Source organism: Lamprobacter modestohalophilus (assembly GCF_016583905.1).
Lineage (GTDB): Bacteria > Pseudomonadota > Gammaproteobacteria > Chromatiales > Chromatiaceae > Lamprobacter > Lamprobacter modestohalophilus.
In genome coordinates, this window is record NZ_NRRY01000001.1 from 41828 (window position 1) to 60279 (window position 18452).

Annotated in this window: 14 protein-coding genes and 1 pseudogene; 12 read left to right on the forward strand and 3 right to left on the reverse strand. The window is 61.6% G+C overall.

Going from position 1 to position 18452, the window contains the following annotated elements:
- The first annotated feature begins 146 nt into the window (after positions 1-146).
- The 4 genes from CKO42_RS00200 (at position 147) to CKO42_RS00215 (ending at position 3027) form a co-directional block, all read left to right on the forward strand.
- Positions 147-1028, forward strand: a complete 882-nt coding sequence (locus CKO42_RS00200; RefSeq protein ID WP_242479014.1) for a Uma2 family endonuclease — start codon at positions 147-149, stop codon at positions 1026-1028.
- Between the two features lie 147 nt (positions 1029-1175).
- Entirely contained in the window at positions 1176-1430 is a 255-nt protein-coding gene (locus tag CKO42_RS00205) for a DUF433 domain-containing protein (RefSeq protein ID WP_200236337.1), read from the forward strand.
- Positions 1427-1795 carry a DUF5615 family PIN-like protein gene (locus tag CKO42_RS00210; protein ID WP_200236342.1) on the forward strand — a complete coding sequence of 123 codons (369 nt, stop codon included), beginning with the start codon at positions 1427-1429 and terminating at the stop codon, positions 1793-1795. Before CKO42_RS00205 ends, CKO42_RS00210 begins: the two co-directional genes overlap by 4 nt.
- Positions 1796-1998: 203 nt before the next feature.
- Positions 1999-3027, forward strand: coding sequence for a Fic family protein (locus CKO42_RS00215; RefSeq protein WP_200236348.1), 1029 nt, complete (start codon positions 1999-2001; stop codon positions 3025-3027).
- Here the strand turns inward: CKO42_RS00215 and CKO42_RS00220 are convergent.
- Positions 2995-3300, reverse strand: coding sequence for a hypothetical protein (locus CKO42_RS00220; RefSeq protein ID WP_200236353.1), 306 nt, complete (start codon positions 3298-3300; stop codon positions 2995-2997). The two genes, CKO42_RS00215 and CKO42_RS00220, sit on opposite strands and share 33 nt — an antisense overlap.
- Positions 3301-3414: 114 nt before the next feature.
- Here CKO42_RS00220 and CKO42_RS00225 point away from each other — a divergent pair, with 114 nt between their 5' ends.
- From CKO42_RS00225 to CKO42_RS00255, 7 genes and pseudogenes are all read left to right on the forward strand, one after another.
- Positions 3415-5388, forward strand: coding sequence for a tetratricopeptide repeat protein (locus tag CKO42_RS00225; protein WP_200236356.1), 1974 nt, complete (start codon positions 3415-3417; stop codon positions 5386-5388).
- A gap of 43 nt (positions 5389-5431) precedes the next feature.
- Positions 5432-5701 (forward strand): annotated as a pseudogene (locus CKO42_RS00230) (hypothetical protein); the annotation flags it as partial.
- Positions 5702-5746: 45 nt separating this feature from the next.
- Entirely contained in the window at positions 5747-7546 is a 1800-nt protein-coding gene (locus tag CKO42_RS00235) for a mechanosensitive ion channel family protein (protein ID WP_242479015.1), read from the forward strand.
- Positions 7547-7609: 63 nt separating this feature from the next.
- Positions 7610-7852, forward strand: a complete 243-nt coding sequence (locus CKO42_RS00240; protein WP_242479016.1) for a hypothetical protein — start codon at positions 7610-7612, stop codon at positions 7850-7852.
- A 179-nt stretch (positions 7853-8031) separates the two neighbouring features.
- Positions 8032-11241 (forward strand): site-specific DNA-methyltransferase, encoded by a 3210-nt coding sequence (locus CKO42_RS00245; RefSeq protein ID WP_200236362.1) that lies wholly within the window; start codon positions 8032-8034, stop codon positions 11239-11241.
- On the forward strand, positions 11241-14363 hold the full coding sequence (locus CKO42_RS00250) for a BPTD_3080 family restriction endonuclease (protein WP_200236365.1): 3123 nt from the start codon (positions 11241-11243) through the stop codon (positions 14361-14363). Before CKO42_RS00245 ends, CKO42_RS00250 begins: the two co-directional genes overlap by 1 nt.
- Positions 14364-14559: 196 nt before the next feature.
- Positions 14560-15012 carry a Fic family protein gene (locus CKO42_RS00255; protein WP_200236368.1) on the forward strand — a complete coding sequence of 151 codons (453 nt, stop codon included), beginning with the start codon at positions 14560-14562 and terminating at the stop codon, positions 15010-15012.
- Here the strand turns inward: CKO42_RS00255 and CKO42_RS00260 are convergent.
- On the reverse strand, positions 14980-15285 hold the full coding sequence (locus CKO42_RS00260) for a hypothetical protein (protein ID WP_200236371.1): 306 nt from the start codon (positions 15283-15285) through the stop codon (positions 14980-14982). The genes CKO42_RS00255 and CKO42_RS00260 overlap by 33 nt on opposite strands.
- A gap of 83 nt (positions 15286-15368) precedes the next feature.
- Here CKO42_RS00260 and CKO42_RS00265 point away from each other — a divergent pair, with 83 nt between their 5' ends.
- Positions 15369-17339, forward strand: coding sequence for a tetratricopeptide repeat protein (locus CKO42_RS00265; RefSeq protein ID WP_200236374.1), 1971 nt, complete (start codon positions 15369-15371; stop codon positions 17337-17339).
- A gap of 103 nt (positions 17340-17442) precedes the next feature.
- On the opposite strand, the gene CKO42_RS00270 is transcribed toward CKO42_RS00265, so the two are convergent.
- Entirely contained in the window at positions 17443-18333 is an 891-nt protein-coding gene (locus CKO42_RS00270) for a sulfotransferase family protein (RefSeq protein WP_200236377.1), read from the reverse strand.
- Positions 18334-18452 lie beyond the last annotated feature (119 nt).

The following is an 18452-nucleotide window of genomic DNA, read 5'->3' on the forward strand; positions in this document are numbered from 1 at the left end:
GCTCGGACCAGCGGGCACTTGGGATCGCTGAACCTGTATCGCGGCTTGACGCGAGCACATCCTCGCTCTAGCGTTTCTCTACGACGACAACGGCTTGATGAGTCAATCGTCGTCAACCGCTCGCTCCACACCCAAGGGGTGCCGACATGCCTGCTACCGCCAAGGCCTTAGCCACCACTGACGATCTTCGGCCCACCGAGGACGAGCTGATGAACGCTGACGGGCGCCGGGTCTCCGAAGCCGAGTACTGGGCCTATTACTACGAATTTCCGGATGTGCACTACGAATGGAACAACGGCCGCTTAGAGGAGAAGCCAGTGTCGGACAACCTGACCTACTGGATCTACAACTGGCTCCGCGCGCTGCTCGACGAGTTCCTCAAGTGGCATCCGATCGCCAAGTGCACGGCGCTTGAGCATGGCTTTCGCCTGGCGCTGTCCGATCGCGTCGTCATTCGCAAACCGGACCTTGCCGTTGTGCGCAACGACAACCCGGTCCCCTTAGGCGACCTCGACCGCTCCTATCGCGGTGTCTTCGACCTCTGCATCGAGGCCCTGTCCGACAGCAACCGCGCCGCGCGCGAGCGCGATGAGGTGGAGAAGCGTCGCGACTATGCGCAAGCTGGCGTGCGCGAGTACTACATCGTTCATCACAATCCCGAGCGACTGACCTTTCTGTCGCGGGGCAGCGATGGCGGCTTCGAGTCAATACTCGGCGCTGACGGCATCGTCCGCTCCCGGACCTTGCCCGGCTTCCAATTCCACAGTCGCGACATGCTCGGGCGCACGCCGTTGGAGGCGCTGCGGCACGACCCCCTCTACCAGGCCTTCGTCTATCCGCAGTGGCAGCAGGAAGAACAGGCCAGGCTGCAAGAAGAACAGGCCAGACAGCAGGCCGAAGCGGAGCGCGACGCCACCCGCATCGCCGCCATCACCAAGCTGCACGCGCTGGGACTCGACCCGATGCAGATCGCCGAGGCGCTTGATCTCGACCGGGCTCTGGTTGCTGCCATCCTGGATGCGTGCTGAGAGACAATAGATGCTGAATAGATGCTGAATAAAGGCCTTTTGACGCAACCTCAGCGGCTGGCCGGTCTATTCTTCGGGAATGGCCATAGACTCTACGGTATCGATTGTTCGGTACAGACTTTTCGCCCTATCCGACACGAGGTCTCGATGTCCCCACTCTTGCAGCGCATCAGCATTGATCCGCAGGTCTGCTTTGGCAAACCTTGCATCGCGGGCACCCGCATCTGGGTGTCCCTGGTCCTGGACTGGATGGCGGCGGGGATGACTGAGCGCGAGATCCTTGAGGACTATCCTCAGCTGACCCGAGAGGATCTGCTCGCCGCCATCGCCTACGGCGCCGAAATTGCCCGCGAGCGGATCATCCCGATCCAAACCCGCATCGAGAACAAGCCCGCGGCGTGAAGCTCAAGCTCGACGAGAACATCGGGACGCGCGGTCAGCGTTTGCTGACCGAGGCGGGCCATGATGTGTCGACCGTGCTGGAGCAGGCCCTGAGCGGTGCGCCGGACGACGAGCTCTTCCATATTTGCGCGGACGAGGGGCGGGCGCTGATCACGCTGGACCACGACTTTGCCCAAACACTGCGCTATCCACCCGAGCAATCTGCTGGACTTGTCGTTCTGGAGTTGCCGAAACGCGCCGGGCCGGAAGCTCTACTGAACCGCGTGCGCGAGTTGATTGCCGCGCTTGAGCAACGTCCGCTCAACCGCGAACTTTGGATCATTGAGCCCGGGCGGATTCGCATCCATCAGCGCGACTCAGGCTGAGTGGGTTAGTGTGCACATCGCTCGCGTGCTCGCGCGTCTCGCCAGCGAAGGCCAGACCTTGTTCTCATTGGCTGACTTGCGGGCGACTCTTCCTGAGCACAGCTTCGGGGCGGTTTCGGGCGGTTGTTATGCGTGCCGAGCGGGAGGGACTGCTCAGGTGGGTGTTTCGCGGCCTCTATCGCTACCCGGAAGGCGGTGCATGAATGACAGGCAAGACCAGCGCTGAGCCGCCATATCGCATCACCTCGGAGATGTTAAACCTGGTCGCTGAGATCAGTGAGACCCTTGGGCGGCTCAGTGCGCCGATGGATCAGGCCATCGCGCTGCGACTGCGGCGGATCAACCGTATCCGCAGCATCCAAGGTTCGCTGGCCATCGAAGGCAATACGCTGAGTGAAGCGCAGATCACCGCCATCCTCAATGGTCAGCGGGTCATCGCCCCGCCGCGCGAGATCCTCGAGGTGCGCAACGCGCTGGCGGCCTATGAGCGCTTCCCTTCCTGGCGACCTGCGGTAGAAGCGGACTTGCTCGACGCGCATCGCGTCTTGATGGCAGGGCTGATCGATGAGGCGGGCGTCTACCGGCGCGGGGGCGTTGGCGTCATGGCAGGCAATGAAGTGATCCATCTGGCACCCCCAGCGGCTCGGGTACCTGAGCTGACAGCCGAGCTGTTGCGTTGGTTGGCCGCGACCGATGCTCATCCCCTCATTGCCGGTGCTGTGTTTCACTACGAATTCGAGTTCATCCATCCCTTCGCCGACGGCAACGGGCGCATGGGAAGTCTTTGGCAGAGCCTGATCCTGACGCGCTGGAATCCGCTGTTTGCTGATCTGCCGGTGGAGAGCCTGGTCTTCGAGCATCAGGGCGAGTATTACCAGGCACTGCAAGAGAGCACCGAGCAAACCGATTCGGCGCCGTTCATCGTCTTCATGCTGCGGATGATCTTGGCGGCGATGACGGGCGCGACCCCTCAAGTCACCCCCCAAGTAACCCCCCAAGTCGGCAAGCTGCTACAGGTCATCCAGGGCGAGATGAGCCGAGAAGGGTTGCAGGCTGCGCTCGGACGACAAGATCGCAAATCCTTTCGCGAGCGCTACCTGCAGCCGGCGCTAACCGCCGGCTTGATCGAGATGACGATTCCCGACAAGCCCAAGAGCCGGCTACAGCAGTATCGACTGACCAACCGGGGACGCCAGTGGCTACTTGAACAAGGATTCGGCGGCTTGACGTAGGTGGTCTTCATCCTGCGTATTGCTCGAGATAGGGGACGCTGAGGGTCTCGGTGCGGGATCGAAATGCTCGCAGAAGTTGGCGCGGACCTTATCGGCGATCGACTCGGCCAGCGGCTCGAGGCAATCATTGGGACGCCCGCGCTGATAGAGACGACAATTGCGGCACGCGCGCGTCGCCTTGCCGCAGCTCAAGCAGTGATTCTCGCGCCCATAGTCGGCGCGCGTCAGCTCTGTACCACAGTGCCAGCAATGGCCGATGATGTCGGCTGTCATGATCACCTCATATCTGTTGGATGAACGCTCGATGAACGCGATCGGTTGGATGAACGCCGCCGCGTGCCAGCCAAGTCCAGCCTTGACGCCACTATCAGTCCGTAAAGACACAGCATGTCGAAAAAGACACCTAAAAACAAACCGAAGCGCGCTAGTCAGCGCAAGACAAGTTCGCGTCAGCAGCCCGAGCCCGCGCAACTGCGCGCCATTGAGCGGCTGCTGGAGGCTAAAGACTTTACCAAGGCCATTGAGCGCGCCAAACAGCTGGTGCAGCGTTTTCCCGATCATAGTGGCGCCTGGGCGCTGCTCGTCGAAGCCTTGCGCGATGGGCAGGGCGCACAGTTCGCCGCCGTTGCCGCATCTGACTGGGCCGAGCGGCGTCCTCAGAGTCTGGTCGCGCAGGAGCACTTGCTCGCCCATGCCATGGAGGGTGGGTACTTGCTGCTTGCCGACCGGGTTGCCGAACAGGTCCGCGCCTTGGGTGGCGGCCAGGGACTCACTCATTTCCCGCTCTCTGATGAGATCAAGACCACCCTCTACACCGCGATCGATGGCACGCGTGTCGATGGCGAGGTGATGGTCCAATTCGATCGTGCACGGCTGTACATGAACGGCTTTGCCTTCAGCAAGGCGTTGCGGTATCTGGAAGGCTTGGATCTGACCAGCGCTCGCAATAATCAGATCACCTGCTTGTTTCATCTCGAGCGCATCGATGAGGCACTCGCCCTGGCCTTAGAGAGCTGGCGTCGGGATGACGAGAATCTGTACGCCCTCGGCTGGATCGCAAGCCTGCGGCTTTATCAAGGCGATGTCGACGGTGCCAGCGGTCTCTGTACCCGCTTGGCGATGATGACGGCACGACGGGTCGACGAGGCGCTGCCGCAGTTGATCGCGCTGCTGCTGCTGGATCAGCCCGAGGCCGCCTGGGCGGCCTATCAGCGTGCGGTCGAAGCCCCCTGGTGGGAGGGGATTCAAGAACTGACGACGACCATCATGACCCATCTGGGCGCTTGCGCGGCAGCCCGTTGCGGTGAGCTCAAACAGGCGCGACGGCTGTGGCGGGAGATCGAACAGGCATCGCCGAGTTTTAGGCTGGCGGCGCCGAACCTTTTGGCCGCCACCGATGCCGAGAGCCTGCTGCCTGCTGCGCTCGAGATGCACAATGCGCTACCGGTTGGCCGTCTCAACGCGCTGCGCGCGCAGGCGCAGGCGGGTCAGTCCAAGCAGGCTGAACAAAACCTGTGGGGTATCAGCGCCTCCAATGCCTACCTGCGGGCGCTGGCGATCAATGGGGATGAGTCACTGCGCCAAGTCGTCAGCCTGTTGCTGATGCATCGACTGCAGCAGCACGACAAGGCGGCCGCTGAGGTGCTGCGTGAGCTGGTGCGTTTGCCGATCGGGACGCAAAACGAGCGCTTCAGCGTGCTCAAGGCGCTGCGCGATGCCGGCCAGGTCGGCGAGGATGAATTGGTCGAGTTCTGGGACGGTGATACGCTGAGGGCGCTCAAGCTCTTCGAGATGGAGGTGCATCGCGAGCCGACCGACAGCGGCTTGCCGGACGCGCTCGACGACCTACTCGATGAGGCGCATGAAGACTATAACGCGTATCAATTTGAGGCCTGTGAGTCCAAGCTGCAGTCGATTCTGGCGTCGTTTCCCAATCATCCACAGACGTTGCTGATGCTCGCCTCGATCCGCCACATCGCGCGTCGGCGCGCCGAGGCTGAACAGTTGTTGCGGCAGATTATTGAGGCCAATCCGGATTATCTGTTAGCCCGCTGCAATCTGGCGCGTGCGTTGATCATGCGGGGCGATCTCGAAGCCGCCAGTGACCTGCTGGAGGGACAGCGCAAGCAGCATCGTATCCATATCCTGGATCTGATCCAGCTTCATGGCACGCTGGCGATGCTCGAGAGCGCCCGCGGCGAGGACGAGGTGGCGGATTCACTGCTCAATCTGATCGAATCCTTCATCGAGGATGACCATGAGGCGGACCGACTCGAGGAGGTTCGGCGATTGGTCAAGCGCATTAAAGCCAAGCGCGAGGGCTTTTTCGGGCGTGCGCTGCGTTCGCTGGCGCGGCGTTAGTCATCAAGGAGGTCGTTAGAGAAGTCGTTGATGAGATTGGTTCTGCCAGCACCTGCGCGCCGTGCTGCTGACTTTGCTCACCACCATCGCCGGTCTCACACCCCTGCTGTTCGAGACCTCCTATCAGGCGCAGTTCTTGATCCCGATGGCGACCTCGCTCGCGTTTGGCCTCGGCTTCGCAACCTTACTGGTCCTGCTGGTGATTCCGTCCCTGTTGTCGATGCACGAGAGCGCGCATGGGCGGCTGCAAGGTAGGTTTGGCGGTTCGGCAAGCTTGCCGACGCCGCCTTCGGCGCCGGCTGAATCGGGTTAGAATCCTGGGTTGATTCAGCGCGGATGTTAGGAGTCTTGAGTGAGCTTGGCTCGATTTGATCAGTTCTATCATTGGGCTCAGCCTCGCCCTCCGTTGTGCTTCGCCGCCCTGGGGCTGCTCTTTGCGCTCTTTTTGTGGTTGCCGCTAGCGGGGCAGCCACTGCTCGCCGAGGAGTTCGGTGATCGGCTGCCGACTGCGATCGCGCCCGCGATCAACCCGCTGCGCCCACCCGATACCTCCAGCCCAAGGGCGACCATTACCAGCCTGATCCTGAATCTGGACCGCGTCTATCTGATCGGCAAGGACCCCGAGCAGCCGGGCCGAGAGACCATTCAGCCATTGCGCCGCGCGGTGCGGACCTTGGACCTCAGCGAGGTACCGCGGGCCTTTACGGAGGGTGTCGGGGTCGAGGTTGCGCTCTTGCTGAAAGAGGTCATCGACCGCGTTGGTCTGCCGCCCTATGCCAGTATTCCGGATGCCGAGCAGGTCGAGCGCGAGGACTTGACCCAATGGCGGATACCCAATACCGAGATACTGCTGCAACAGGTCCAAGAAGGGCCACGCGCGGGGGCCTGGCTGTTCAGCGTTGATACCGTCGACCGGGCTGAGGACTTCTTTGCCAGTGTTGAGGATCTGCCTTACCTGCAGCAGGGTTCGACGCCGGGGATCTATCGCGCCTATACGCTGACGCCTGGCACCGGGATCGATTTCACCTGGGCCGACAATCAAGCACTGCCGCCTTGGCTCGCTGGAGAATGGCTTGGGCAGGCGGTCTGGCAGTGGCTCGCTGCTGCGGTTGCTGTCATCGGTGCGATTGCCATCGCGCTATTGGTCTATCGACTCGCGCGTCGCGCCGAGCGCCGTGCCAAGGCCAAGCTCGGTCGAGAGACCCGCTGGCGCACGATGGCGGCATTGGTGCTCGCGCTGTTGCTGGCTGTTGGCGTCCACGCGCTGATTGGCTGGCAGATCAATTTTACGGGGTCGATGCTACAAAGCATCGCGCGGGTCTTCGTCGTCATCGAGTATTCGCTGCTGGCTTGGCTGGTCGCGGTTGTCTTCAGCCGTATCCCAGAGGTCATCATTCGCTCGCGTCGCCTGCGGTCGCGCGGTATCGATAGTCAGCTGCTGCGTCTTGGCTTCAAGCTCCTGATCGTCATCGCCATCGCCGCGATGGTGATCGATGCCGCCGACCGGATCGGTCTACCCGCCTATTCGGTGCTGACCGGTCTTGGCGTTGGCAGCTTGGCAATCGCGCTTGCCGCCCGCGAGACCTTGGCCAATCTGCTCGGCTCGATCGCGATCATGCTCGATCGGCCATTCGCAATCGGCGACTGGATCAAGCTCAACGGCGTCGAAGGCACGGTCGAGGACATCGGCTTCCGCAGCACCCGCATCCGCACCTTCTATGATTCGGAGCTCTCGGTGCCCAATTCATCCACCATGACGGCGACCATCGACAACATGGGGCGGCGCACCTATCGGCGCGTCTACACCAGGCTGGCGATCCGCTACGACACGCCGCCAGAGCGTGTCGAGGCCTTCGTTGAGGGCATCAAGGCCGTGATCATGGCAACGCCCAGCACGCGCAAGGATTATTTCCACGTTGTGCTCAATGATTTCGCGCCGAGCAGCCTCGACATCATGCTCTACTTCTTCCTGCAGGTTCCGGACTGGTCGGCCGAATTGATCGAGCGCCAACGTGTGCTGCTCGAGATCGTCCGCCTCGCCGAACGGCTCGAGGTCAAGTTTGCCTTCCCGACCCAGACTGTCGAGATCGAGCGTTTGCCGGAGCTGTCACATCCTCACTCTAGCTCGTCTGCAGAATGGCCGAGAACGAATGGCTGAGCTGCATTGGTACGAGGCGCATGGTATTGGTAGACGAGAGATGAAACGCAAAGGCTACATAGAATGACCATGACCCAAGATCCTAACACTCTGGCAGCTTACGTCGTTTGCTTGGACAACGCTGACTATCCTGCCTCCCTCGAACGTCACAAGATCTACAAAGTCCTTCCCGATGAAGAAGCGGCGGCAGATGGTGACATACGAGTGATTGATGAGAGCGGCAAAGATTACCTTTATTCCGCAACGCGCTTTGTTCCGATTCAGGTTCCGTTGGTGGTCAAGCATTCTCTTGATGAGGCTGCTTGATTCAAGCTGACTTTGATGACTGGAGGCGACGGTCCGAACCACGGCTTCGCGCCTGAGGCTAAAGGGCAGCTCGTTGGCTTGAGTTAAACCAGATATGATGCAGGGATTGCAACGCTCGCACAGCCGGCTGTACACATCGCTTGCAGCTTGCAAGAGAAGGATCAAACAAGGACCGCATCATGTCGACATCGCTCCGCGACGCCATCCTCGCCGCTGTTCCGGCGGATGGCTCCAGTATCGGTAATCTGAAGCTGTTCCGCGCGATACAGGGCAGCGTCAACGCAACCGGGGAGCCGGTCACCCAAGAGGCGGTGCAGGCGATCCGCGAAGCACTGGTTTCCGACGGCATCCTTGGTCGCGGGCGAGGTCGCGGCGGCTCGGTCTTTCGATGCGGCGCGGAGGCTTCGTCAACATCGGCAGCAGCGCCTGTGGATAGCGTCCCGGAGCTGGCAGCGTCCGCTGACGCCAAAGCTGACGTCGATGCCGATGCCAAAACCGGAGCCGATGCCGACGCTGATACTGGAACCGCTGCCAAAACCGGAACCGCCGTTGATGCGATTGCGCAGCAGAAGACGCCGAGCGCCAGCGCTCAACTCGCAGATCACGGCGCCTTCGGCACCTACCGGCATCAGAAGCTGGCCAAGCAGCGCCCCGATGTCGGCATCCAGGATCAATTCAGCCAGCACCGCTCACCCAAGCGCTACCGTTACGACTCGAGTCTGGCACCGGAGCTGTGCTGGGACGAGAGCGCCGAGCGCGACCTGGCCGACTGGCTGCTGACGCTGATCACCGCTGCCGCCGAGCAGGGCGAGCAGCAGGTGTTTGCCGAGCCGCAACGCTGGTTGGGGAGCGGCGAGCTGTTTCGCTCCACCCGCGAATGCGCCGCTCGCCTCAAGAGCCTGACCCAGCCGTTCTTGAACTGGGCCGGCAAGGCCGAGCGCCACCAGATCAGCGTGCCGACGGTGCCGCTGTTCGTCCACGAGCGCCATTCCACCCGCGCCATCCTGGAGCGCCTGCAACGCTACAAGTCGGCTGGCCAAAATCTCGATCTGTTTGGTGATCCGCAGCTGGATCTGGCCGATAAGCTCGACGCCTACCAGCACCAAGGCCCCTGGACCAACCGGCTGATCCTCGGCGACTCGCTGCAGGTGATGAACTCACTGCTGGAGTACGAGGGGCTCGGCGGTCAGGTGCAGATGATCTACATCGACCCGCCCTATGGGGTGAAATTCGGCTCCAATTTTCAGCCCTTCGTGCGCAAGCGCGACGTCAAGCACGGCCAGGATGCCGAGATGATCCGCGAGCCGGAGATGGTCAAGGCCTATCGTGATACCTGGGAGCTGGGCTTGCACTCCTACCTGAGCTATCTGCGCGATCGGCTGCTGCTGGCGCGGGAGCTGCTGACCGAGAGTGGTAGCGTCTTCGTGCAGATCTCGGATGAGAATCTTCATCATGTGCGGGAGGTGATGGATGAGGTTCTATTGGCAGATAATTTTGTTGCGTTGATAACATTTTCTAAAACTTCAAGCGCCACATCAGATCTGTTACCATCAACTGCGGATTATCTGCTCTGGTATTGTAAGGACAAGAATAAGATTAAATATAATAGCTTATACAAGGCAAAGAAGTGGGGTGAGGCAGGAGATAGCGCATACAGTAAAGTTGAATTGCCAAATGGGCAGCGTAGGTCTCTAACAAAGGAAGAAAGATTAGATACCGAATTGCTGCCAGCAAGCTCTCGAATTTACAGAATTGACAACCTAACTAGTCAAAGGCCTCCGGGCAGTTTCCCTGTTCTTTTTGATGGAAATGAATACCGCCCGAAGCGTGGTTACTGGAAGACTGGAAAGGCTGGTTTTAAGAACTTGGATAAGGCTAGACGGCTAGAATCAACCGGTACTGGTCTTTACTATGTTCGTTATTTTTCTGATTTTCCAGTCTATACCTTAACAAACCGATGGGACGATACGGGAGTTGCAGGTTTTGCTGCTGACAAACTCTACGTAGTTCAAACCAATATCAAGGTCATCCAACGCTGCCTCTTGATGACCACCGACCCAGGCGATCTCGTCCTCGACCCAACCTGCGGCTCGGGCACCACCGCCTACGTCGCCGAGCACTGGGGCCGGCGTTGGATCACCTGCGATACCTCCCGCGTGCCGCTGGCGCTGGCTCGGCAACGGCTGCTGACGGCGACCTTTCCTTGGCATGAGCTGAAAGAACCCACGCGCGGTCCCGCCGCCGGTTTCCGCTACGCGCGCAAGCAGAACAGGAAGGGCGAGGAGGTCGGTGGCCTGGTGCCACGCATCACGCTCAAGTCGATCGCCAACGATGAGGAGCCGGAGACGGTCACCTTGGTCGATCGCCCGGAGCAGAACGCCAAGATTACCCGCGTCTGTGGTCCGTTCACGGTCGAGGCGACGATCCAGGCTGCGGCGACCTTGGACAGCGAGCCCGCGCCGCTCGACCAGACCAAGGACCGCGAGGCGCGGCCGGCTGAGTACGAGAACCCGCGTGCCTACATCGATCGCATGATCGAGGTGCTGCGGCGCGCGCATCGGCTGCGACTGCCCGGCAATCAGAGCCTGGACTTGGAGGGCGTGCGACCGGTCGCCGATGGCGAGCGCCTGCATGCCGAAGCCATCAGCGCGATCAACAGCGCCGAGTCGGATCAGCCCCAGCCCCAGCGTCAGACTCAACCTGAGCGTCAGCCCGAAACTCAGCTCAAGGCTCAACCCCAACGCATCGCCATCGTCTTCGGTCCCGAGAACGGCGCGATCGACTCGCAGTTCGTCTTTGATGCCGCGAGCGATGCCCATTTCCTGCGCTACGACCAACTCTATCTGTTCGGCTTCGCCATCGAGGCCAAGGCGCGCGAGCTGGTCTCGGATCAGCGCCGACTGCGCATCCCGGCGACCTACATCAATGTCACCCCCGATGTGGTGATGAGCGATCTGCTCAAGACCAGCCAGACCGATCAGCTGTTCTCGATCACCGGGCTGCCGGATGCGCGCCTGGAGACGGCTGGCGCGACCGCCACCGGTGAGCCGCTCTATCGGCTGCGGATGCTGGGCCTGGATACCTTCCGCCCCGACACCCTGGAGACCGAGTCGGTGGCGGCTGAGCATTTGCCCTGCTGGATGTTGGATACCGACTACAACGGCCTGGTGTTCTGCGCCTCGCAGGTGTTCTTCCCGCGCACCGCGGCCTGGGACAATCTGCAAAAGTCGCTCAAGGCAGCGTTCGATGCCAGTGTCTGGGAGCATCTGGCAGGGGCCGAGTCCGAGCCCTTCACCTTGGGCGCACAGCGCTGTGTCGCGGTCAAGGTGATCGATGAGCGCGGCAACGAGCTGATGGCGGTGCGCCGCGCAGACGAGGCGCGGCACTGATGGCGGCGGTCGAGCGCAGTGCGCGGGGGCCGCTGGAGGTCGAATCGCCGATCATCAACTCTGCGTTCGAGGAGCCGCATGTTCACTGGGAGATCCGCAAGAACCGCGAGCCGGTGAAGGCAGCGGGGCGGCGGCCGGCGAGCTACTTTTTCCGGGTGCCGGAGCGCGCCGAGCGGGGCCGCAAGGTCGCCAAGCCGAAAGACCTATTCGGCGAGACCGAGGTCGGGCAGGAAGAACCGCTGGACTTGGTCAACCAGCTGCGCCAACGCTTGCAAGCCTGGCGCGAGGGCGAGCGGACCGGGCGCTGCTACGAGGGCGCCAGCCCGGTGACGCGCGAGCTGCTGGCCCTGTGGCGCTCGCCGGATCGGCACCAGCGGTTGTTCTTCGCCCAGATCGAGGCGGCGGAGACGATCCTTTTTCTCACCGAAGCGGCAGCGCCCTATCAGCAGGGACTGCCCAAGCTCCCGCTCGACGAGCCGGGTGCGGAGGCCAAGGCCCAAGGCGCGCGCCACTTTCTGCGCTACGCCTGCAAGATGGCGACCGGTACTGGCAAGACGACGGTGATAGGCATGCTCGCGGCCTGGTCGATTCTGAACCGGGTCGCGGCGCCGAAAGATGATCGGTTTACCGACATCATCTTGATCGTCTGCCCCAACGTCACCATCCGCGAGCGGCTGCAGGAGCTGGACCCTGCGCGTGGGGATCTGAGCCTCTACCGCACACGCCAGCTGGTACCCGCGCATCGGATGGAGGAGCTACGCCGGGGCGAGGTGATGATCGCGAATTGGCATCGGCTGGCGAAGAAGGAGACCAGCAGCGTCCATCAGCAGCCCGCACGGGTAGTCAAGACCGGCGAGCCGGTGGCGGTGATGAAGAACGCGGGCAAGGCGAACGAGACCTGCGAGGTCAAATACCTCGAGTCCGATCGCGCTTGGCTCAAACGCATCCGTCAGGAGCTGGGCTCGGGACGGGGCCGCGCGGCGCAGTGGATGGTGTTCAACGACGAGGCGCATCACGCCTATCGTCGCGGCGGGCAGCTCGATGCCAAGGAGCAGGTCGCGCTGGATGACGACAGCGCGCTGGCGGTGAAGAACGAGCGCGAGGCGACGGTCTGGATCGAGGGGCTGGATCGGATCAATACCCTGGCCGGTGGAGGCAAGTCGGGCAAGCGGGGCCTCTGTCGCTGCATCGATCTCTCGGCCACGCCGTTCTACATCCAAGGCTCGGGTAACGAGGTCGGGCGGCCGTTTCCCTGGGTGGTCTCCGATTTCGGGCTGCTGGATGCGATCGAGTCCGGTCTGGTCAAGATCCCGCAACTGCCGACGCAGGATCAAAGCGGCGACAAGGAGGCGGCCTACTTCAATATCTGGCGCTGGGTGCAGCAGCGCGCTGAGCAGGAAGGGCTGGGGACGACGCTGACCCCAGAGCTGGTGATGACCTATGCCAGCACGCCGATCATTCTGCTGGCGCAGGACTGGTTCACGCGCTTTCAGGACTGGGAGCAGCGCTCGAAGCGGCGCCAGAAGCATCCGGTGCCGCCGGTCTTCATCGTCGTCTGTCGGGATACACGTCTGGCCAAGGCCGTCTATGCGTGGCTGGCGCAAGGTGAGGGCGGCTATGGCGAGGCACCGGACTGGTTTCGCAATCGCCCCGGTGAAGAGGTCACGGTGCGCATCGACTCGCGCGTGATCGAGGACATCGAGGCCGGTGGCACCAAAGACGAGACGCGCCGGCTGCGCTTCATCCTGGATAGCATCGGCAAGCCGACATGGCCGGGCGACAAGGTACCGGAGGACTGGGCCGAGCTGGTGCGCAAGCACAATGACAAGGTCGCCAACGATGAGGAGGATGGCAGCCTGCGCTGGATCGATGAGCGCATCCCGCCGGGGCGTGATATTCGCTGCATCATCTCGGTGGCGATGCTGACCGAAGGCTGGGACGCGAATACCGTCACGCACATCGTCGGTCTGCGTCCGTTCGGCTCGCAACTGCTGTGCGAGCAGGTGGTGGGGCGTGCGCTGCGGCGCCAAAGCTATGCGGTGCGTGAAGATGGCTCGGATCAGTTCGCGGAAGAGACCGCCAAGGTCTTTGGCGTGCCGTTCGAGCTGGTGCCGTTCAAGGTGCGCAAGCGTCGCGAGGGGCCGGAGCGCCCGGAGCCAGAGCACATCTTCGCTGTGCCCGAGAAAGACCAGTATCGGATCGACTTTCCGATCATCACCGGCTACCAGCCGAGTGGCAGCCTGCAGGTGCATCTCGACTGGGCACAGGTGGCGCAAGTCACGCTGGACCCGATGCAGATCCCGCAGACCGTCAAGATGACCTCGTTGACGGCGCCGGAAGGCGCCCTCTCGGCCTTTGGGCCAGGCCAGCAGCCACGGCTATCGCTGACGGAGTGGCGCACCCGCTGGCGCGATCAGCAGGTGGCGTTTCGGCTCGCGCGCGAGGTCTGCCGCGTCTGGCAAGAGGAGCATGGGCGGGACGCCGTGCCGGTCTTGCCGCTGTTTCAGCAGGTCTTGAGCGCGGCGCAGCGGTTCCTGAGCGATCGCTCCAAGCTGGTCCTGAAGGGCGACAGTCAGCCCTGTGATCTCCTCGCCGCCGGGCACTACACGCAAGCCGCGGTGTGGACGCTGTACGAGGCGATCAAGCGCGGTGCCGATCAGCAGCTTCGGGAGCTGCCGGTGATTCCGCGTGGCGCTAGCGGGCAGGGGAGCACCGCGTTCGTCGATTTCCATAGCACCAAGCCGACCTCGCCGGTCGAGAAGTGCCACCTGAACGCGATGGTGGCGGATACCAAGAAGTGGGAGCAGAGCGCTGGGTTTGCGCTCGACATCCACCCGGCCGTATTGCGCTGGGTGAAGAACGACCACCTTGGCTTCCTGATCCCCTATCGCAAACAGGCCTTGGTCGCGAGCTATTTGCCCGACTTCATCGCGGTCTTGAGCAATGGGCTACAGCTGATCATCGAGACCAAGGGGCAGTACAACGATGATGCCGACATCAAGGCCAAGGCGGCCGAGCGCTGGGTGCAGGCGATGAACCAGCTCGGCGAGCATGGGCGCTGGGCTTATGTGTTGGTTGATGATCCGCCGGCGCTGCTGCTGATGTTGGATCGGGTTTGCTGATTGGCGACCAAAAGGCCCATGCTTTGTGACACTTTTCGTAACAAAGCGTTGACCGATCAGCCGATGCAGCCAATCAAACACCTCGCTCGCGTGCTCGCGCATCTCGCCAGCGAAGGTCAGACCTTGTTTACGTTGGCTGACTTGCGGGCGACGCTTCCTGAGCACAGCTTTGGGGCATTTCGGGCGGTTATCATGCGTGCCGAGCGCGAGGGAATCCCTCGCGCACTGGAATCCGCTGTTTGCTGATCTGCCGGTGGAGAGCCTGATCTTCGAGCATCAGGGCGAGTATTACCAAGCCCTGCAAGAGAGCACCGAGCAAACCGATTCGGCGCCGTTCATCGTCTTCATGCTGCGGATGATCTTGGCGGCGATGACGGGCGCGACCCCTCAAGTCACCCCCCAAGTAACCCCCCAAGTCGGCAAGCTGCTACAGGTCATCCAGGGCGAGATGAGCCGAGAAGGGTTGCAGGCTGCGCTCGGACGACAAGATCGTAAATCCTTCCGCGAGCGCTACCTGCAGCCGGCGCTAACCGCCGGCTTGATCGAGATGACGATTCCCGACAAGCCCAAGAGCCGGCTACAGCAGTATCGACTGACCAACCGGGGACGCCAGTGGCTACTTGAACAAGGATTCGGCGGCTTGACGTAGGTGGTCTTCATCCTGCGTACTGCTCGGGACCGGGGACGCTGAGGGCCGCGGTGCGGGATCGAAATGCTCGCAGAAGTTGGCGCGGACCTTATCGGCGATCGGCTCGGCCAGGGGCTCGAGGCAATCATTGGGACGCCCGCGTTGATAGAGACGACAATTGCGGCAAGCGCGCGTCGCCTTGCCGCAGCTCAAGCAGTGATTCTCACGCCCGTAGTCGGCGCGCGTCAGATCAGTGCCGCAGTGCCAGCAATGGCCGATGATGTCGGCTGTCATAATCACCTCATCTGTTGGATGAACGCCGCCGCGCGCCAGTCGGGCTGGACCGCGACGCCGTGATCCATTCGCAAAGACACAGCATGTCCAAAAAGACACCTAAAAACAAACCCAAGCGCTCTAGCAAGCGCAAGACGAGTCCGCATCTGCGGCCTGAGCCCGCACAGCTGCGCGCCATCGAGCGTCTGCTGGAGGCTGAGGACTTTGCCAAGGCCATTGAGCGCGTGCAGCAGTTGGTGCAGCGTTTTCCTGATCATGGCGGCGCGCAGGGCCTCCTGATCAAGGCCTTGCGCGGCGGGCAGGGGTCACAATTTGCTGCCGTCGTCGTGCACGACTGGGCCGATCGCCATCCCCAAAGTCTGTTCGCGCAAGAGCAGCTGCTGGTCTATGCCGTCGAGGGCCATTGCTTGATGCTTGCTGAACGCGTTGCCGAGCAGGTCCGGGCTCTCGGTGGCGAGGCGCCCTACGGTTTTCCGCTCTCCGATGAGATCAAGACGGCGCTTTGCACCCTGGTTGACGGCACCCGCGCAGACGAAGCGGCGATGGTCCAATTCGATCGCGCCAGGCTCTGCATGAACGGCTTTGCCTTCAGCAAGGCGTTGCGGTACTTGGAAGACCTGGAACTGACCAGCGCGCGCAATAATCGGATCACCTGCTTGTTTCATCTCGAGCGCATCGACGAGGCACTCGCGCTCGCCTTAGAGAGCTGGCGCCGGGATGACGAGAATCTGTTCGCGCTCGGCTGGGCTGCGAGTCTGCGGCTGTATCTGGGGGATGTCGAAGGCGCCAGCGGTCTCTGCACCCGCTTGGCCATGATGACGGCGCGACGGGTTGACGAGGCCCTGCCGCAGTTGATCGCGCTGCTACTGCTGGATCAGCCCGAGGCTGCTTGGACGGCTTACGAGCGCACGGTTGACACACCCTGGTGGGAAGGCGTTCAAGACCTGACGACGGCCACCATGACCCATTTGGGCGCTTGCGCCGCAGCCCGCTGCGGTGAACTCAAACAGGCGCGACGGTTGTGGCAGGAGATCGAGCAGGCGTCGCCAGGGTTCGCGCTGGCGGCGGAAAACCGCTTGGCCGCCGCTGATGCCGAGACCCTGCTTCCCTCCGCGCTCGAGATGCACAACGCGATACCCGCTAGCCGCTTCAGCGCAATGCGGAACCAGGTGCAGGCGCAGCGGACCCATCAAGCCGAAAAAACCCTCATCGGTCTTAGCGCCTCCAATGCCTATCTTCGGGCGCTTTATATCAATGGCAGTGAGCCGCTGCGCCAAGCTGTGAGTTTGGTCCTGATGCATCGGTTGCAGCAGCATGACACCGCGGTCGCCGAGGTGCTGCGTGAGCTGGTGCGCTTGCCGATCGGCACCTCAAACGACCGATTTAAAATGCTCAAGGCACTGCGCGAGGCCGGCCAGCTCGGCGAGGATGAATTGATCGAGTTCTGGGACCGTGACGAGCTGAGGGCGATCAAGCTCTTCGAGATGGAGGTGCATCGCGAGCCGACCGACAGCGGCTTGCTGGAAGCGCTCGACAGCCTGCTCGATGAGGCGCGTGACGACTATAACGATTTTCAATTCAATGCCTGCGAGTCCAAGCTGCAGTCGATTCTCGCGTCGTTTCCCAATCATCCACAGACGCTGCTGATGCTCGCCTCGATCCGCCACATGGCGCGTCGGCGCACCGAGGCGGAACAGCTGTTGCGACAGGCCATCGAGGCGAATCCGGATTATCTGTTAGCCCGTTGCAATCTGGCGCGTGCGTTGATCATGCGGGGCGATCTCGAGGCCGCCAGTGACCTGCTGGAGGGACACCGCGAGCAGCATCGTATCCATATCCTGGATCTGATCCACCTCAATGGCACGCTGGCAATGCTCGAGAGCGCCCGTGGCGAGGACGAGGTGGCCGAATCACAGCTCAATCTGATCGAATCCTTCATCGAGGATGACCATGAGGCGGAGCAACTCGAGCAGGTTCGGCGATTGGTAAATCACGTTAAAGCCAAGCGCGAGGGCTTTTTCGGGCGTACGCTGCGGGCGTTGGCGCGGCGTTAGCCATCAAGGAGGTCGTTAGAGAAGTCGTCGATGAGATTGGCGAAGCGGATGCCATCGAGAGTATCCAAGAAGTTCCCCTTGAAATCGAGGGCGATTGAACTTGCTAGACAGCAGAGGAGGCGCGGATTCCTTTAACTAGGGAGCAGTAGATCTTGAGGTTTAGCGCACTGGTGATCGCCTTCGTCGTCGGCCTGTCGAAGACTGTTGCTTTTGGATTGCGGTCACTTAGGATTGGGCCGATTGCATGGCGCTTCCAGATCTCCTCTGACGCGACAAATGAGGCTCCGTTTAAGGCGCCTGCCACAATATTGGGATGCCAACTCAGACCGCATTCGCGTGCGAGTCGGGACAGCTCACGTTCAGGGTTGGTAATGAGATCCTCGTAAATAACAAAGGCGTGTCCGGCTTTTCCCAAGCAGCCGATGTGAGCTCTTAATGCTCGATTCCATTGAGCGGTAGCGTAGTAGGGGTCTGATTGTCGAGGGAACAGCTCGGGATGGCGTCGGGCGCGATCAACGATGGATCTGACGACATCGGCGCCATCACGAACAATGTGGATGACCCTTGTGTTCGGAACCTGCTCAGTGATGAGATGCGCATAATAATAGTGTCTGGGCGTCTTCTCGACCCACCATGAACATCCCTGCAAGCGAGCGACTTGGTCAAAAAAGTGGATGGACGCGCTCAGTGCCGCCTGAAGATACACCTGGCGCTTGGGAATGAAGATATTCGCGTCTCTCAGCTCTGATTGACTGAGTCGACTGATGCTGCCAAGTGCTTTGCGCAGTGATTTCTGCTCCCGGCCTAGTGAGAGTCCAAGGCGAGCTAGGGCCGTTGGAATACCGCGCATCCCGAACAGCCGCAGTAGCAGGCCGGTTTCAGGAAACGCGTGAACGGCTGGATGGCCGGCCAGCCGGCTCAACAACAGTGTGGTTCCTGATCGTGAGCAGCCAACGACGAACATTCGCCCGTTCGGCAAGTCTTGCTCCGGCATACAGGATCCTCGGTGGCAACAAGAAGCGGTGCGATCCTTGGCGGTCGATGAACCCATCGTCATCTCAACGCCTAGGGTAAGGGCGCTCCTGATCCTGTGCAATGCTTCAGCAATCGTTT

Bases quoted from the DNA above. Each gene is read 5' to 3' on its own strand.
- CKO42_RS00250 (WP_200236365.1), top strand. From the start codon at position 11,241: ATGGCGGCGGTCGAGCGCAGTGCGCGGGGGCCGCTGGAGGTCGAATCG.
- CKO42_RS00260 (WP_200236371.1), bottom strand. From the start codon at position 15,285: ATGACAGCCGACATCATCGGCCATTGCTGGCACTGCGGCACTGATCTG.
- CKO42_RS00220 (WP_200236353.1), bottom strand. From the start codon at position 3,300: ATGACAGCCGACATCATCGGCCATTGCTGGCACTGTGGTACAGAGCTG.
- CKO42_RS00205 (WP_200236337.1), top strand. From the start codon at position 1,176: ATGTCCCCACTCTTGCAGCGCATCAGCATTGATCCGCAGGTCTGCTTT.
- CKO42_RS00200 (WP_242479014.1), top strand. From the start codon at position 147: ATGCCTGCTACCGCCAAGGCCTTAGCCACCACTGACGATCTTCGGCCC.
- CKO42_RS00225 (WP_200236356.1), top strand. From the start codon at position 3,415: ATGTCGAAAAAGACACCTAAAAACAAACCGAAGCGCGCTAGTCAGCGC.
- CKO42_RS00215 (WP_200236348.1), top strand. From the start codon at position 1,999: ATGACAGGCAAGACCAGCGCTGAGCCGCCATATCGCATCACCTCGGAG.
- CKO42_RS00270 (WP_200236377.1), bottom strand. From the start codon at position 18,333: ATGCCGGAGCAAGACTTGCCGAACGGGCGAATGTTCGTCGTTGGCTGC.
- CKO42_RS00265 (WP_200236374.1), top strand. From the start codon at position 15,369: ATGTCCAAAAAGACACCTAAAAACAAACCCAAGCGCTCTAGCAAGCGC.
- CKO42_RS00245 (WP_200236362.1), top strand. From the start codon at position 8,032: ATGTCGACATCGCTCCGCGACGCCATCCTCGCCGCTGTTCCGGCGGAT.
- CKO42_RS00240 (WP_242479016.1), top strand. From the start codon at position 7,610: ATGACCATGACCCAAGATCCTAACACTCTGGCAGCTTACGTCGTTTGC.